Genomic DNA, 15,156 nt, shown 5'->3' on the forward strand with positions numbered 1-15,156 from the left:
AAAATTGAAAGATGGATAGGTATCTTTCAGTGATGACAATCTAAGCTAATTATCTTGTACTGCTGCCGTTTGTTGGCTGGCCAGCAGGTTGTTCATGCTATCTAGGTTGGCGTCATATCTTGCTTTTTCTGGCTCGTTTGAATCTTTATATCTAATGTCTTGTGTCACTAGAGTTGAGAGCATTTCTCGACTAAAACTTGATGCATCCTGTATAAAGCCCAGTCCTGGTCTATCAGCAGCGCCGTGCATGTTTTGCATCATATGCCCTAGGCGTTTTCCTGGGTTCATGCCAGGGCTATCAAGGTTCTCGACTTCAGAATACTTAGCGACAGCAGTATGTTGTTCTGATTGCGTTAAACGAAGGTTCATGGACGCGAGTTCTGTTTTATCCATACGAAACTCGCTAGCCATATCAAAGGCTTTTTGCACGTCGCCATCAAAAAACTCATTTGAAATTTCATTCACATCTTTTATTAAGTCTTGCAGAGCATCAATCTCATCGTTATCGAGGTCGCCTTCAACAGAGAACTGATACGCGCTGCTTTCGCTACGACTAATATTGAAAAGTGACTGCGTATTACCCTGTTGATCCTTTTCAATCCCAAAGGAACTTTCATATTCGCTGTTTTTAGCGAAGTTGATGGTGACTTCATCGCCATCTTGGGTTTTTACTTTCAGTGATAATGTTTCTGCTTCCTGATAGCGCTCAGCAGCTATTAAGCGAGATACTTGTGCATCTTCAGGTGTTTTTTGTCCTGATTCTATCGCACTAAGCGCATCCAGTGTTTTCTCTTCGGTGAGATCAATATTTGCTGTGACAGAGTCACTCAATGCGCCTAAACCATCGAGAATTTCGCGTGCTTCAGAAAAACCTTTCTTAACGCCGTCTACGGCAGCGTTATACATCTTTTGTATATCTTCTTCTGAGCGACCATTACGGCGTGCTGCTTCCAAACCCTGAGCGACAAAATCGCCAATACGACTGGCGACTTTCTCCGGAGAGAAATCATCCGCACTCATGCTTTTAAGATCGCCACCACTCATGCCTGGTATATTGCTAGCCAGCCGGTTTAATACGGTATCTTGGCTAGCCGCTTCCGAAGTCTTTCCATTAGAGGTGGCGTGTTGAAAGCTTGTTTGTGAGCTTTGCTGTGTAAATGAAGAATGAGAGTACAGAGTGCCAATCATGTTGGGCCTCCGGTTATTAGTCGGTTATAGCTATTTATATCGACTTATTTTAGTAGAACTTTAGAAAATAGTGGGTGAATTGAATAAGTTTTACGTTGCTGGCCGTGAAAAATAGAATGTTTTATTTTCAATATCATAAAATCACTCTATTTATCATAGTAGTAGTGTAAATAGCGCATAGCAGCTTAAAATAGAGTCATTATTAGTTGGATCATGAAAATGGTTAAAGGAGATGAGTGTGGAAGATTTATTACCAGAGTTGTGTGACCAGTTCCCTGAGCAGGTTCAAGTGGTTGAGCCCATGTTCGGCAATTTCGGCGGCCGTGAAGCTTTTGGTGGTGAAATTGTCACACTAAAAGCATTTGAGGATAATTCCTTGGTTCGTGAACAAGTTGCGTTACCTGGTGAAGGTAAGGTTCTCGTGGTTGATGGCGGTGGTTCTATGCGCCGTGCGATGTTAGGCGATATGCTGGCTGAGAAAGCAGAAAAAAATGGATGGGAAGGCATTATTATTTATGGCTGCATCCGTGATGTAAATGCTATTAGCGGATTAGACTTGGGTGTACAAGCGCTAGGTTCACATCCAATGAAAACGGATAAGCGTGGTTTAGGTGACTTAAATGTAGATGTTACTTTTGGTGGCGTTACTTTCAAGCCAGGTCACTACGTTTATGCTGATAATAATGGTGTTCTGATTTCAGCGGTTAAACTAGAGCTCGCTGATTAACATTGCTTGATTATTAAGAAAGCCCCATGGCCATGCTGATATAAAGCTTGGCCATGATTCCAAATACACTTGCACCACTAATCAACCCAAGAAAAATTAGTTTACCTTCACGTGATGCTTTCGAGTCATTAGACACTGTCCAGACAGACCAAAATTTAAATAAGATCATTCCTGTCACGCAAATTATTACAAATATTTCAGAATCAAAAATGCTCATTATTCCCATCTCTTAAAATGTATTTGATATATACCTATTATTCATATATAAAATATATTGTAAATACATTTTATGGAATACGATCATGAATAAAAGTGAAAGAGATGAATTACACCGTGTGTGGATGGAGGTAACAGGTAGTGCCGTAAAGGCACTTCATCGGGCAGATGGCTATAAAGGGAGTCTTAATAAAGAAGAGGAAGGAGGGGCTTTAATTAGGCCGAACTTATTAGTTGAACTGAACGTAGCTGTTAAGAATCAGCTACGGAATTTGCCAAGTCAGAACCAATAAGACCGCGCTGCATAGGTTTGTTGGAAATTAAATCAGCTAATGTATGTTATTTGAGTACTGCCATGAAGCGCGTTTTGCTTTGTTCAGGACTGGTTGTAAAGTACATGAACAACTTTGCGTAGATGTTCAATGGAGATGTCATATCACTAAGTTTTTCAAAGCGGCTCGTCAAAGAAATGATTCAAGCCGCTATCTAAACAAGCCCTGTACCGTACTCTCAGGCCTCCACTAATATGCCATTGCGGGTAGCCAGGTTACCAATGATGGATTGAATAAAATGATCAGCAGAGCCACAACCTGAATAATAATAAAGGGGATTACGCCTTTATATAAATCCATAAGCGTTACGTCTGGAGGACAAACACCTTTTAAGTAGAACAATGCAAAGCCAACAGGAGGGGTTAGGAACGAGGTCTGTAGGGTCACCGCAACAAGCATAACAAACCAAACCAGCTGAGGATTATCCACAGAACCATAACCATTAACATCTAAGCTGAGTCCTGAAATAATTGGAGCCAATAGTGGAAGGATGATTAAAGTAATTTCTATCCAATCTAAGACAAAACCTAATAAAAAAACGACCGCTAAAATAATAAAAATGGTTTCATAGTCACCTACATTCAAAGAAGAGAAAGCAGACTCGATTAGCTCATCACCCCCTAGTTCCCTCATAACCAAAGCAAAACAGGTGGCTCCCAAGATAATTGCAAAAATATAAGCCGTATTGTTGAAAGTAGATCGGAGTACTTCGATAAAAACAGAAGTGTTTAGCTTTTTATTAACAGCGGCCAAAGCTAGCGCACCTAATGCGCCCACCCCTGAAGCTTCAGTAGGAGTCGCAATACCTGAAAAAACTGATCCTAATACAGCAAAAACAAGAGTCAATGGCGGTATTATTGCTTTAACTAAATCCCAAACTAATGCCCACTCCATTGGAGGCTGGTTAGAGCTTAATGGAACTAATGTGGGCTTAAAGAAACCAATCAAAACGATGTAAATAACATAAAGTGACCCTAATAGAAGGCCAGGAAACACTGCTCCCATAAATAAATCACCAACGGACAGGCTAAGCTGGTCGGCCATTATAACGAGCATAATACTAGGCGGTATTAAGATGCCAAGTGTGCCAGCGCCACATATAGTTCCTAAAGCTAGAGGCTTGTTATAACCCTGTTTAAGCATAATAGGTAGAGACATTAACCCCAATAGAACAACGGACGCACCAATTATTCCTGTAGCTGCTGCTAGAATCATCCCAAGTAAAGTAACAGTTATTGCTAGTCCTCCATGAAGTTTGCCAAAAACTCGCTGCATAGAAAGCATTAGTCGTTCTGCTACACCGGATTTATCAAGCATAAGCCCCATAAAGATGAACATGGGAAGGGCAACAAGCACCCAATTATCCATAATTTTATAGATACGATTAACGACAATCCCAAGTGTTAAGTAATCAAGCCCTGTCGTTGCATCTAAATACATATCTGCAAAATAACCAATACCAGCAAAAATGACTCCAATACCAGCTAAAACAAACGCAACAGGTATACCAGAGAACAAAAACAAGACGAAGCTAGCAAACATGCATATGACTAAAATTTCATTAATTTCCACTTTTTAATCCTCGATAAATTACAACAACATCGCGAATCAGGCGGGATACTGATGCTAACGTTAAGAGAATAAAACTGAGAGGTATAACAGACTTAATAAGCCAGCGGGCAGGAAGCCCAAGTGGGGCGTCTGAGCTTTCATTCACGCGCCACGAATCAGCTACAAAATCAAGGCTCTGATCGATAACGACAAAGCAAAAAGGTAGGATAAAAAACATAATGCCAAAGATATCTATACAGCGCTTAGTCGTATCAGAAAATCTTGCATGTAAAATATCAACTCGGATGTGCGCATTATTGATTTGAGCGTATGATACGCCAAACATCACCCCAATGGCATAAAGGTGCCATTGCAGCTCTTCTAAAACGATCAGACTATTATTAAAGCCATATCTCAAAACTACTTGAAGGATAATGCAGCCAATCAGTACAGCATTACACCAACAGAAGATATGACAAAACCAACGTATGAACTTGTCTAATTGATCTGAGATCCAAACATGAGCAACATCCTGTTGCTTTTCTATGCCTTCCATCGTTTCAAGCAGCCGAAGATCATCCAGCTCATTATTATCTTGTTTGCTCATTTTTCAGCTCCAAGTACTACAAACTTGAGACACTTAATTTAGCTTATTTAAGTACAGTTCAGAGGTAATGCCACAATGGGAATCACCTCTGAACGGTTACATTTACAGCTTATTTAGGGAGGAATGCGTTTTTACCCCAGATAGAATACTGATCTCTAAAGGAGTTCAGGTCATCTAAGACCACTTTAAAGAACGGATCGTTACTAGACTGCTCTTCTGCAACTTCATCCCATGTGTTTTTGAAGGTTTCTAGCATCTCATCCGACCAACGGACATTTGTAACGCCTTTATTCTCAACGTTATCGTTCATCGTTTTGAATTGAGAAGCTTCACCAATAGCCAAAGAGTAGGTAACAGCTGCGCGACAGCTAACTTCGAGAGCGGCTTGTTGTGTTTCATCCATGCTGTTCCAGGTATCTTTGTTGATCAAAAGCTCCATTGTGCTTGCTTGCTGATGCCAGCCAGGAAAGTAGTTATATTTAACTAGCTTATGAAACCCAAGTTTCGAATCAATTGAAGGCATAGAAAACTCTGTAGCATCAATAGCTCCTTTTTCCAATGAAGGGAAAATTTCACCGCCTGGCAAAAGCGTGACAGAGACGCCTAGTTTTTGCATCACTTTCCCACCAAGCCCTGCGAATCGCATTTTTAGGCCTTTTAAATCATCTGGTGAATTAATCTCTTTACTAAACCAACCGGACGTTTCTGGAGGCAGCATGCCACACAGCATAGGTTTTACGTTATAACCCGCATCATCATACATTTGTTGCCACAGCTTTCCGCCATTGCCAAAATAGATCCACGCAAGGTATTCCCCTGCATCGGGGCCGAAAGGAACAGAGTTAAAGAGCGGTGAAGCTGGCATTTTTCCGGCCCAGTAGCCGGGTGAGCCAAAACCAGCATTGGCTTTTCCTTTTGATACAACATCTAGTATTTCAAAAGGCGCAACTAATTTTCCAGGCTCGTATAGTTTGATTTTTACGCGCTTACTTGAAATAGTAGCAACTTGATCCACAAGCCACGTCTGCGTTTCACCCAGAACAGGGAGGTGAGTTCCATATGCGGTAGGCATCTTCAGCAGTACTTTATTGGCTGCGCTAGCCTGCCCTCCAATTGATGTTGCTGCTAACATCGCAAATGATAATAGTGCTTTTGATTTTATTATTTTTTTCATTGTGGACACTCTTTTTTTGTTTGCAGTAAATACTATTTATACGAAAGCGCAGGTTATCTACGCCTCTAAAAAATTGAACTAATCCTAAAAAAAACTTTAGTTAAACATGAGCTAGATAAACTCATCGATCAAGGGACTAGCAACTCAATCTCAAATTCATCCTACTGGCATGCTAGCATGCCAGTCAAGAAAAATATTCTATAAAATGAATTACCACTTCACCGTTTAAGAATAAAAATTCTTTATAGACAGTAATTTAGTAGTTAATGCATGTTTTTTAACGTGTAGCTAAATACTCGTCTTTAAATCCTCTTAGGCAAAATTAAAGAGAAACACAGATAAAGCAAAGCTTGTAAGAGACTTACAAATGGTGTTGCAAAGCCTTTCTTTAAAGTGCTAGCATGCTAGCATGTCAATAGGGATGATATCTCTATTTTCTCTTTCACTATAAATTTGGAGTCACCATGTCGGGTATAAAAGATCAAGAAGTTTTCAGATTAAGTGAGCTAGATAATGTAGTTGTTGCTAAATCATCTTTAAGAGAAGGTAAGGTATTGTTATCAGAAGGGGTAACTTTAAATTCTGATGTCTCTGCAGGTCATAAGATTGCCACGCACGCAATCCCTAAAAACTCCCAGATAGTAAAGTACGGAACTCCAATAGGAATCGCCAGCCAGTCAATACGTGCCGGAGACTTAGTCCATACAAATAATTGTGAATTTAAGGCCTTTAAAGTAGAGCAAAAATCTCACTCCAAAAAGTTAAGCGCACAAGAGAAAGAGGCTACGAAAGTACGTTCTTTTAATGGTTTTGTTCGTACTGATAATCAGGTTGGTACTAGAAATTACATAGGAATACTGACAACGGTTAACTGCGCAGGATCCGTTGCTCGGATGATCGATAGTGAAGTTAATAAAAAGGGACTACTAGATAAATACCCTAATGTTGATGGTGTCGTTGTCTGTGTTCATAATACTGGTTGCGGCATGGGATCCACTGGTGACGGTTTTAACATTCTAAATCGCACTATCCAGGGTTATTCAACAAACCCAAACTTTTCTGGAATCCTTCTCTTAAGCTTAGGTTGCGAAGTTTATCAATCTAAGAACCTCCTCAATGAGGAAGCATCTACTGCCCCCGATAGTAGTTCAACCTTAATAAAGCAGCTTGGTATCCAAAATTCTGGGGGTACAGAAAAGTCTATTAAGTTAGGCATAGAACTGCTGATATCGCTTTTAGAGCATGCCAATCAGTTTACGCGAGAAAAGGTCCCACTTAGCAAGTTGAAAGTTGGGCTTCAATGCGGGGCTTCTGATGGCTACTCGGGAATAAGTGCCAACCCAGCATTAGGTAAAGCCGCCGACTTACTAGTGGAGCATGGAGCGACGGCTATTCTCTCCGAAACGACCGAAATATATGGGGCTGAGCACCTGCTTATTGAAAGAGCACGTAATAAAGATGTCGCTGATCAAATACGAAATCTAATTGATTGGTGGGAAAAATATACGGTCAAAACTGGAAATGAAATTGATAACAACCCATCACCTGGAAATAAGGCAGGTGGGTTGACGACTATTCTTGAAAAGTCATTAGGGGCCGTTAGCAAATCAGGAAGTACTCCTTTAACCGCTGTATACAGCTATGCAGAAAAAATAACTGAGCCTGGATTAGTTTTTATGGATAGCCCAGGATTTGATCCTTGTGCCGTAACAGGGCAGATTGCCGCAGGAGCTAACCTTATCTGCTTCACAACAGGCCGCGGTAGTGTTTTTGGCAGTAAACCATCTCCGACTATAAAAATATCCAGTAATAGTGACCTTTATAAACGTCTTTCTGATGATATTGATATTAACTGCGGAAAGGTTATCGACGGTGAATTAACTATATCCGATATGGGCCTCATTATTTTTGAAGAAATTATCCGAATTGCGTCTGGAGAAAAAACAAAGAGTGAGAAATACGGATTCGGAAACGAAGAGTTTGTACCTTGGAATATTGGTGCAGTGGTTTAAATAAAAACGTTAGTCCGTTATTCAGGTAACTACCTAATTAATTCAAAATATTTTAGTAAGCCTAAGTTTGTAGGCAGCAATCATTGTAGTGAGGTTTAACATGAAATTAGTTCGATTCGGTTTAGAGAATAATGAAAGACCTGGTGTTGTCGATTCTAAAGGAAAAATTCGAGATCTTTCTAGCGTCATATCAGACCTAGAAGGAGATAACCTTTCGCCAGAAAGTCTCGAGAAACTTAAAGCTATAGATATAGAAAAGTTAGCACTAGCGCCTTCAGACGTTCGTTTAGGGCCTCCGGTTACAGGGGTTCGTAAGATCGTTTGTGTAGGGCTAAATTACAGAGATCATGCCGAGGAGTGCAAACTAGATATTCCCGAAGAACCATTACTGTTTATGAAAGCAGCAAGCTCAATTTCAGGCCCTTTCGACGATATTGTATTTCCAAAAGGATCTGAAAAAGGAGACTGGGAAGTTGAGCTTGGTATTGTTATCGGCTCTAAGGCAACTAACGTAGAAGAGTGCAGTGCGGATAAATATATTGCAGGTTACTGTATTGTAAACGATGTATGTGAACGAGCATTCCAATTAGAGCATGGTGGCCAATGGTGTAAAGGTAAGTCGGCTGACACTTTCGCACCAATTGGTCCGTGGCTTGTAACGACTGATGAAATTAAACCTGACTCACTTCCTATCGCACTAAACCGAAATGGTGAGCGAATGCAAGACAGCAATACAAAGCACCTTATCTTTAACGTAGCGCAACTCGTCAGCTACATTAGTAAATATATGACCTTGGAAACAGGCGATATTATCGCAACAGGTACTCCAGGAGGGGTAGGGTTAGGCTATATTCCACCGAAATATCTGAAACCTGGTGATGAACTAGAATTATCAATCAGTGGCCTTGGCGTTCAACGCCAAGTAGTTCGTTTTAATTAACTACTTTTGGGCGTCGGGCGTTTCTCATAATAGTAAGAGAATCGTCCGGTTTATTAAATCAATATTATGCTTAGTTGGACCGACAAGTGATTGTTATCAGATATGATTTAAAGACGCTAAATATGATAATATCCCGAAAACTGTTATGACAAGTTGAGTTCTAATTAGTGCTTAATCTATGGACAAAAGAACTGTTATGTTGAAAAAAACAAAGCTTGATCGAGGCCTACCCCGAGCACAGCAAATCTACAATATTTTAAAAAATGCCATTATTTTAAATGAGCTTATGCCTGGAGAGCCTATAAGCAAAGAGCAGCTTAGTGAGCTCTTTGGTGTTTCTAGAACACCTATATCTGATGCTCTAGCGAAGTTAGCCGAAAGCGGTCTTGTAGATATTTACCCTCAGCACGGAACATTTGTGTCAAAAATAAGCCGTGAAAGAGTCTATGAAGGTGCATTTGTTAGAAATGCTCTTGAAGTTGCCATAGTTAAATCTGTTGCTGAAAATATTACCCCTGAGCAATTGGAGCGCTTGCAAAGTAATCTGCGTATCCAACGGCTTATAGTTTCTTCAGCTGATTTTGAGTCATTTTACAAATATGACAACGAATTTCATGAACTTTTATGCAGCTTTACAGGGTATAAGCGAGTTGGGCTTGTTATAGAAAATGCTAAAACCCAACTAGACCGTACTCGTCGATTAATGGCGCCGATAGCCGGAAGTACAGAAAGAGCACTTAAAGAGCATGAATTAATATTTGATGCACTTAGGAAAGGGGATTCTCTTGCTGCTCAAAAGGCCATGACTCAGCACCTAAATATGTCTATGAAGACCGTTGAAACTGTTTACAATGAAAATAGAGGGATATTCACAGAGGATGAATAGTTAATGCTCAAATTCTTTTATAACAAATTGATTTAATGCCAAGCTTATACAAGGCTTGGGATAATAACTCTATTATTTGATGATAACTGAAGTTTGAATTAGCGTGTTTACCTTTAGGGAGTTTAAGTTCTTGGTTAATAGTCGCAAGCAATACTAGTTAAACTGCAAAAAAATGATTACGAGGTTTTTTTATTAAAAGCTAAAACTGCCGTGGTTATGTACTCTATGTATAGCTAGAACAAGAATACTAGCTATCTCAAAAAAACAGCTAATGTAAAACCTTTTAAGTTATTAGTACACCTTAAATCAGAAATGACAGTGTCTTTAATTAAGCCGAACTTATTAGGTGAATCGAACGTAGCTGTTAAGAATCAGCTACGGAATTTGCCAAGTCAGAACCAATAAGACCGCGTTGCATAGGTTTGCTGGTAATTAAATCAGCTAATGTGTGTTCTTTGAGTACTGCCATGAAAGCGTGTTTTGCTTTGTTCAGAATTGGTTGTAAAGTACAAAAATGCGTGAGTCGGCACCCATGGTGTTCGCAATCGATAATAGGGCGAATGCCCTCTGCTTGCTGCACGACTTCACCAATATTGATGTCAGCAGGATCCATGCCTAATTGGATACCGCCATTTTTACCACGAAAGGTCTTTAAATAGCCGGACTTTGAGAGCGCATGAACAACTTTGCGTAGATGTTCAATGGAAATGTCATAGAATTGGGCAATTTCAGAGAGCGTAGTCAGGCGATCATTATTGATGGCCGCGTAGAAAAGTACGCGTAATGTATAGTCGGTAAAGCGGCTGAGTTGCATATAGATTCAGTCTTTAAAGATGTTAATCTAATATACTTTATAAAGTAGGGTATTAACAAGGTGGCGTTGGATTAAAAGGCCGCTAATATAAGCGGCCTTTAAAGAGCACGTGTCGTCAGTGTAGATTAGTTGTCTTTACGCTTATCAAAAACGCGTTTTGCTTTACCTTCTGAGCGAGGAATAGCGCCACCATCTACAACCGTAATACGCGTACTAATACCTACCACGGCTTTAATATGATGCTGAAGCTCCTTGGTTGCCGCTTGCTGGTCTGCATCACGAGCATCCGGTGTCATTTCAACTTTTACTTCGACTTTATCCAGGTTGCCGTCTTTGGTCACAATGATTTCATAATGCGGAGCCAAGGTAGAAACTTTAAGAATCTGCTCTTCGATTTGTGTTGGAAAAACGTTAACACCACGAATAATCATCATGTCATCTGAGCGGCCAGTGATTTTATCGATACGACGCATTGGACGTGCGGTACCTGGTAATAAACGAGTCAGATCACGGGTACGATAACGAATAATAGGCAGCGCTTCTTTTGTTAAAGAGGTGAAAACTAACTCGCCATATTCGCCATCAGGTAGAACTTCGCCTGTATTTGGATCAATAATTTCTGGGTAGAAGTGATCTTCCCAAATGGTTGGACCATCTTTGCTTTCAAGGCATTCCTGAGCAACACCAGGGCCCATAACTTCAGAAAGACCGTATATATCAAGCGCGTCTATACCTAGGCGTGATTCAATATTCTTACGCATCTCTTCTGTCCATGGCTCTGCACCGAAGATGCCAAGACGCAGTGAAAGTTTAAGTGGATCTACGCCTTGGCGATCCATTTCATCAATCAAGTTGAGCATATAAGAGGGTGTCACCATGATGATGTCTGGATCAAAGTCCTTCATCAGTTGGACCTGTTTCTCAGTCTGGCCACCTGACATTGGGATAACAGTACAACCCAAACGTTCTGCACCATAATGTGCGCCCATACCACCCGTAAATAAGCCGTAACCGTATGAGATATGAACTTTATCTCCATGGTGGCCGCCAGCTGCACGAATTGAACGAGCTACAACATTTGCCCAGGTATCAATATCGTTTTGTGTGTAGCCAACAACGGTAGGCTTACCTGTTGTACCACTGGATGCATGGATACGAACCACATCACGGTTGGGTACAGCAAATGTTCCAAATGGGTAATTGTTACGCAGGTAATCTTTTTGAGTAAACGGGAATAATTTTAGGTCTTCTAGTTTTTTCAGATCGAAAGGGTGAACCCCTTTGTCTTTACACATCTGACGATAAGCCGGAACATTGTTATAACAGTGAGCAATACTCCAGCGCATACGTTTGAGCTGTAATGCACGTAGTTCGTCAATGCTCGCCATTTCGATATCATCTAGCGAACCGCTGCGGGTTTTTTCAATAGACATATTTTTATAATCCTGTTGTTCTTCGACAATCTTGGGGGCTAAAGCTCAGTATGTAATGAGCTTTAGCGCTCTCTTATATTGTTTTTGGCAGATCAAACGCGCTCAATAATCATCGCTATTCCTTGACCAACGCCGATGCACATAGTGCATAGAGCATAGCGACCACCAGTACGATGAAGTTGGTACATAGCGGTTGTCACTAATCGTGCTCCACTTGCGCCAAGAGGGTGGCCTAGAGAGATAGCTCCGCCGTTAGGGTTAACGTTGGCAGCATCATCAGGCAAGCCTAAATCACGCATAACAGCGAGGCCTTGTGACGCAAATGCTTCGTTAAGCTCTATGACATCCATCTGCTCTAGTGTGAGTCCTGCTTTTTTCAGCACATTACGCGTAGCGGGTGCTGGGCCAAAACCCATAATACGAGGCTCAAGACCCGCTGCTGCCATCGCAACAATACGAGCTTTTGGTGTAAGGCCGTTTGCTTTAGCGGCCTCAGCTGAGGCGATTAATAGTGCGCAGGCGCCATCATTTACACCTGATGCATTACCCGCTGTAACAGAACCACCCGCACGGAACGGTGTTTTTAGCTTCGCAAGGTCAGCTAATGTGGTGGAAGCGCGGGGATGTTCATCGGTATCGACAACGATGGGATCACCTTTTCGTTGTGGGATGACGACAGGTACGATCTCTTCTTTAAAGAGACCTTTTTCCATAGCGGCAGCCGTTTTTTGTTGACTGCGAAATGCGAAAAGATCTTGGTCTTCACGCGAAATGTTAAATTCTTCAGCAACGTTTTCAGCGGTTTCTGGCATAGAATCAACACCATATTGCTCTTTCATCTTCTTATTGATGAAGCGCCAGCCGATTGTTGTGTCATAAAGGCCATTTGGGTTACGGCTAAAAGCAGACTCTGCTTTGCCCATAACAAAAGGTGCGCGAGACATTGATTCACAACCACCGGCAATCATTAACTCTGTTTCGCCGGACTTAATCGCACGTGCTGCCATGCCAATAGCGTCCATGCCGGAACCACATAAACGATTAATCGTAGTGCCTGGTATGACAACGGGCATACCGGCCAGCAAAGTTGACATGCGCGCTACGTTGCGGTTGTCTTCACCCGCTTGGTTAGCATTTCCGTAGATAACATCTTCAACCGTTGCCCAGTCAACTTCGGGGTTACGTTCCATTAGCGCTTTGATTGGAATAGCACCAAGGTCATCTGCGCGAACAGAAGCTAAGCCGCCAGCATAGCGTCCGAACGGTGTACGGACTGCGTCGCATATAAAAGCATCTTTCATGAATTGTTCTCCTGTTGTGCCGATGGTGGGGCTAGATCTTCTGGCTCGTCGATGAGGACGCCATTAATTTGATGAGACTTACCACGGAAAAAGGCGAGAGTTTCGTCCTTTTGGTTATAAACAGTAATGTCGTAGATGCCGGTGCGGCCTTTTCGATGACGCTCTTGAGCAATGGCTTTTAGGCGATCACCTTCACGTCCTGGTGCTGCAAAGTCAATGCTGCATCCACTGGCTACGGTTACTTTATTGTAGCTGTTACAGGCGTGCGCAAAGGCCGTGTCTGCGAGAGTAAAGATAATGCCTCCATGACAGATTGCATGGCCATTAAGCATGTCTTTTCGCACGGTCATTTCAAGGTGTGCATAGCCAGAACGTATTTCAATAATGTCCATGCCGAGTGTTTGGGCTGCATGGTCATTTGCATGCATAGCGGTACTGCATGCCTTGGCTAGTTGATCAGCTGTCATGCTTTCCCCCAGCGACTTTTCGACGAATAAGAGGTGATGTGCGGTAGCGGTCTTCCCCATAGCTACTAGCAAGGTTATCGAGTACGTTCATGATGCTGCTTAGGCCGACAACTTTTGACCACTCAATCGGTCCAAATGGGTAGTTAACGCCGCCTTTCATAGCTACATCAACGTCGGCTTCAGAGCAAACTTGTTGGTTAACCGCATCAAAACCTTCATTGGCAAGCATCGCAATCGTGCGCATAACAACCATGCCTGCGACATCGTCAATAATCGTGACATGCTTACCAATCGCTTGGAAAAGCCCAGTTGCTTGTAATATGGCCTCAGGCTCGGTTTGGACAGCAGGTGCTAAAGCGATGCGTGTTGCTTTGTTGTAATCGAGAGCAAGATCAAAGTGTATAAGGTTGCTATTACGTGCATTATAGGCTCGCTCAGTGGTCATCTGGCCGTTCGTCAGCTGAAGAGTGGTATCACCGATAAGTATGGAGCCAAAGCCCTCTTGGACACGGGTTACTTTAATGCCTGCCTCTTCAATTAATGCAACCAAAGGTTCAGCCACACCAAGGTAGCCTTCAATGGTTACATGATGAGGTGCTTTAGCGGGCGCAGCAGTGGTTGCCGTAGGTTTTTCAGCCTGCTCGCTGTAGTCGTAAAAGCCCTTTCCTGATTTTCGTCCTAAGTGCCCAGCACTGACCAGCTCTTGCTGAATTAAAGAAGGTAAGAAGCGTTGATCGTTAAAGAAGGCAGCGAAGACTGATGAGGTCACAGCAAAGTTAACATCATGGCCAATCAGGTCCATCAACTCAAACGGTCCCATTCTAAAGCCGCCAGCTTCACGAACGATAGCATCAATGGTAGCTGCGTCAGCCCCGCCTTCTTGAAGTACCCTTAGGCCTTCAGCATAGAACGGGCGTGCCACACGGTTAACTATAAATCCAGGCGTTGACTTAGCGTGAACCGGTTTTTTGCCCCAGCGTGAAGATAAGTCATAGATTGCGTCAGCAACAGTGGGAGCTGTATCTAACCCACTAATTACTTCTACAAGCTTCATGATGGGGGCTGGATTAAAGAAATGCATGCCCACTAGGTTGTGCGGGCGTTTGAGTTTACTGCCAATCGCGGTAACAGATATTGAAGAGGTGTTGGTTGCCAGAATAGTGTCTTCTGCACAGATCTCTTCGAGTTGGGCAAAAACAGACTGTTTAATATCAAGGCGCTCTACAATCACTTCTATAACGACACGTGCAGGAGTAAAGTCTTCAAGCGAGTCAGTCAATGTGATACGTGCTAAGAGTGCATCTACATCGGTTTGTTGCATTTTTCCGCGCTGCACCAGCTTATTCAGGCCTTTTGATACACCGTCAAGTCCTCGTTGTGCAGCACCTTCAAATGCATCGTAAAGCAGTACGCTGTGCCCTGACTTTGCCGCTACCTGTGCGATGCCAGCTCCCATTGTTCCGGCACCAATAACACCAATAACAGCATCAGAATTTATTGTGCTCATG

At 42.2% G+C, this 15,156-nt stretch carries 15 protein-coding genes; 5 read left to right on the top strand and 10 right to left on the bottom strand.

Annotated features, from left to right (window positions below):
* Window positions 1–45: 45 nt before the first annotated feature.
* A complete protein-coding gene (locus NEJAP_RS08970; protein WP_201350283.1) occupies window positions 46–1,188 on the bottom strand; it encodes a DUF5610 domain-containing protein in 1,143 nt (380 codons plus the stop codon).
* A gap of 232 nt (window positions 1,189–1,420) precedes the next feature.
* Here NEJAP_RS08970 and rraA point away from each other — a divergent pair, with 232 nt between their 5' ends.
* Window positions 1,421–1,915 (top strand): ribonuclease E activity regulator RraA, encoded by a 495-nt coding sequence (gene rraA / locus NEJAP_RS08975; protein WP_419197847.1) that lies wholly within the window; start codon window positions 1,421–1,423, stop codon window positions 1,913–1,915.
* A gap of 13 nt (window positions 1,916–1,928) precedes the next feature.
* On the opposite strand, the gene NEJAP_RS08980 is transcribed toward rraA, so the two are convergent.
* A complete protein-coding gene (locus NEJAP_RS08980) occupies window positions 1,929–2,132 on the bottom strand; it encodes a hypothetical protein (protein WP_201350285.1) in 204 nt (67 codons plus the stop codon).
* 85 nt (window positions 2,133–2,217) lie between these two features.
* Between NEJAP_RS08980 and NEJAP_RS08985 the strand changes: the two genes are divergently transcribed.
* On the top strand, window positions 2,218–2,424 hold the full coding sequence (locus NEJAP_RS08985; protein WP_201350286.1) for a hypothetical protein: 207 nt from the start codon (window positions 2,218–2,220) through the stop codon (window positions 2,422–2,424).
* Between the two features lie 228 nt (window positions 2,425–2,652).
* On the opposite strand, the gene NEJAP_RS08990 is transcribed toward NEJAP_RS08985, so the two are convergent.
* From NEJAP_RS08990 to NEJAP_RS09000, 3 genes are all read right to left on the bottom strand, one after another.
* Window positions 2,653–4,035, bottom strand: a complete 1,383-nt coding sequence (locus NEJAP_RS08990) for a TRAP transporter large permease (RefSeq protein WP_201350287.1) — start codon at window positions 4,033–4,035, stop codon at window positions 2,653–2,655.
* The gene (locus NEJAP_RS08995; RefSeq protein WP_236591123.1) at window positions 4,025–4,621 is read right to left on the bottom strand and encodes a TRAP transporter small permease subunit; all 597 of its coding nucleotides are present in this window, start codon (window positions 4,619–4,621) and stop codon (window positions 4,025–4,027) included. Before NEJAP_RS08995 ends, NEJAP_RS08990 begins: the two co-directional genes overlap by 11 nt.
* 109 nt (window positions 4,622–4,730) lie before the next feature.
* A complete protein-coding gene (locus tag NEJAP_RS09000; RefSeq protein WP_201350288.1) occupies window positions 4,731–5,795 on the bottom strand; it encodes a TRAP transporter substrate-binding protein in 1,065 nt (354 codons plus the stop codon).
* Window positions 5,796–6,259: 464 nt separating this feature from the next.
* On the opposite strand from NEJAP_RS09000, the gene NEJAP_RS09005 reads away from it, so the two are divergent.
* The 3 genes from NEJAP_RS09005 (at window position 6,260) to NEJAP_RS09015 (ending at window position 9,633) form a co-directional block, all read left to right on the top strand.
* The gene (locus tag NEJAP_RS09005) at window positions 6,260–7,807 is read left to right on the top strand and encodes a UxaA family hydrolase (RefSeq protein ID WP_201350289.1); all 1,548 of its coding nucleotides are present in this window, start codon (window positions 6,260–6,262) and stop codon (window positions 7,805–7,807) included.
* 100 nt (window positions 7,808–7,907) lie between these two features.
* Window positions 7,908–8,747, top strand: a complete 840-nt coding sequence (locus tag NEJAP_RS09010; RefSeq protein ID WP_201350290.1) for a fumarylacetoacetate hydrolase family protein — start codon at window positions 7,908–7,910, stop codon at window positions 8,745–8,747.
* A gap of 196 nt (window positions 8,748–8,943) precedes the next feature.
* Window positions 8,944–9,633 carry a GntR family transcriptional regulator gene (locus tag NEJAP_RS09015; protein ID WP_201350291.1) on the top strand — a complete coding sequence of 230 codons (690 nt, stop codon included), beginning with the start codon at window positions 8,944–8,946 and terminating at the stop codon, window positions 9,631–9,633.
* A gap of 364 nt (window positions 9,634–9,997) precedes the next feature.
* Here NEJAP_RS09015 and NEJAP_RS09020 read toward each other — a convergent pair whose 3' ends face one another.
* From NEJAP_RS09020 to paaH, 5 genes are all read right to left on the bottom strand, one after another.
* On the bottom strand, window positions 9,998–10,447 hold the full coding sequence (locus NEJAP_RS09020; protein ID WP_201350292.1) for an Rrf2 family transcriptional regulator: 450 nt from the start codon (window positions 10,445–10,447) through the stop codon (window positions 9,998–10,000).
* A gap of 125 nt (window positions 10,448–10,572) precedes the next feature.
* On the bottom strand, window positions 10,573–11,880 hold the full coding sequence (paaK, locus tag NEJAP_RS09025; protein ID WP_201350293.1) for a phenylacetate--CoA ligase PaaK: 1,308 nt from the start codon (window positions 11,878–11,880) through the stop codon (window positions 10,573–10,575).
* Between the two features lie 92 nt (window positions 11,881–11,972).
* The gene (gene pcaF / locus NEJAP_RS09030; protein WP_201350294.1) at window positions 11,973–13,181 is read right to left on the bottom strand and encodes a 3-oxoadipyl-CoA thiolase; all 1,209 of its coding nucleotides are present in this window, start codon (window positions 13,179–13,181) and stop codon (window positions 11,973–11,975) included.
* Complete coding sequence (paaI, locus tag NEJAP_RS09035; protein ID WP_201350295.1) at window positions 13,178–13,648, bottom strand: hydroxyphenylacetyl-CoA thioesterase PaaI; 471 nt, start codon at window positions 13,646–13,648, stop codon at window positions 13,178–13,180. Before paaI ends, pcaF begins: the two co-directional genes overlap by 4 nt.
* Window positions 13,638–15,155 (bottom strand): 3-hydroxyacyl-CoA dehydrogenase PaaH, encoded by a 1,518-nt coding sequence (paaH, locus tag NEJAP_RS09040; protein ID WP_201350296.1) that lies wholly within the window; start codon window positions 15,153–15,155, stop codon window positions 13,638–13,640. The genes paaI and paaH overlap by 11 nt, the downstream gene beginning before the upstream one ends.
* Between the last annotated feature and the right edge of the window lies 1 nt (window position 15,156).

The sequence above is a fragment of the Neptunomonas japonica JAMM 1380 genome, assembly GCF_016592555.1.
Lineage (GTDB): Bacteria > Pseudomonadota > Gammaproteobacteria > Pseudomonadales > Balneatricaceae > Neptunomonas > Neptunomonas japonica_A.

Excerpts from the sequence above, each read along its gene's own strand:
- NEJAP_RS08970 (WP_201350283.1), bottom strand. The coding sequence starts at position 1,188 with ATGATTGGCACTCTGTACTCTCATTCTTCATTTACACAGCAAAGCTCA.
- rraA (WP_419197847.1), top strand. The coding sequence starts at position 1,421 with ATGAGTGTGGAAGATTTATTACCAGAGTTGTGTGACCAGTTCCCTGAG.
- NEJAP_RS08980 (WP_201350285.1), bottom strand. The coding sequence starts at position 2,132 with ATGAGCATTTTTGATTCTGAAATATTTGTAATAATTTGCGTGACAGGA.
- NEJAP_RS08985 (WP_201350286.1), top strand. The coding sequence starts at position 2,218 with ATGAATAAAAGTGAAAGAGATGAATTACACCGTGTGTGGATGGAGGTA.
- NEJAP_RS08995 (WP_236591123.1), bottom strand. The coding sequence starts at position 4,621 with ATGAGCAAACAAGATAATAATGAGCTGGATGATCTTCGGCTGCTTGAA.
- NEJAP_RS09000 (WP_201350288.1), bottom strand. The coding sequence starts at position 5,795 with ATGAAAAAAATAATAAAATCAAAAGCACTATTATCATTTGCGATGTTA.
- NEJAP_RS09005 (WP_201350289.1), top strand. The coding sequence starts at position 6,260 with ATGTCGGGTATAAAAGATCAAGAAGTTTTCAGATTAAGTGAGCTAGAT.
- NEJAP_RS09010 (WP_201350290.1), top strand. The coding sequence starts at position 7,908 with ATGAAATTAGTTCGATTCGGTTTAGAGAATAATGAAAGACCTGGTGTT.
- NEJAP_RS09015 (WP_201350291.1), top strand. The coding sequence starts at position 8,944 with ATGTTGAAAAAAACAAAGCTTGATCGAGGCCTACCCCGAGCACAGCAA.
- NEJAP_RS09020 (WP_201350292.1), bottom strand. The coding sequence starts at position 10,447 with ATGCAACTCAGCCGCTTTACCGACTATACATTACGCGTACTTTTCTAC.
- paaK (WP_201350293.1), bottom strand. The coding sequence starts at position 11,880 with ATGTCTATTGAAAAAACCCGCAGCGGTTCGCTAGATGATATCGAAATG.
- pcaF (WP_201350294.1), bottom strand. The coding sequence starts at position 13,181 with ATGAAAGATGCTTTTATATGCGACGCAGTCCGTACACCGTTCGGACGC.
- paaI (WP_201350295.1), bottom strand. The coding sequence starts at position 13,648 with ATGACAGCTGATCAACTAGCCAAGGCATGCAGTACCGCTATGCATGCA.
- paaH (WP_201350296.1), bottom strand. The coding sequence starts at position 15,155 with ATGAGCACAATAAATTCTGATGCTGTTATTGGTGTTATTGGTGCCGGA.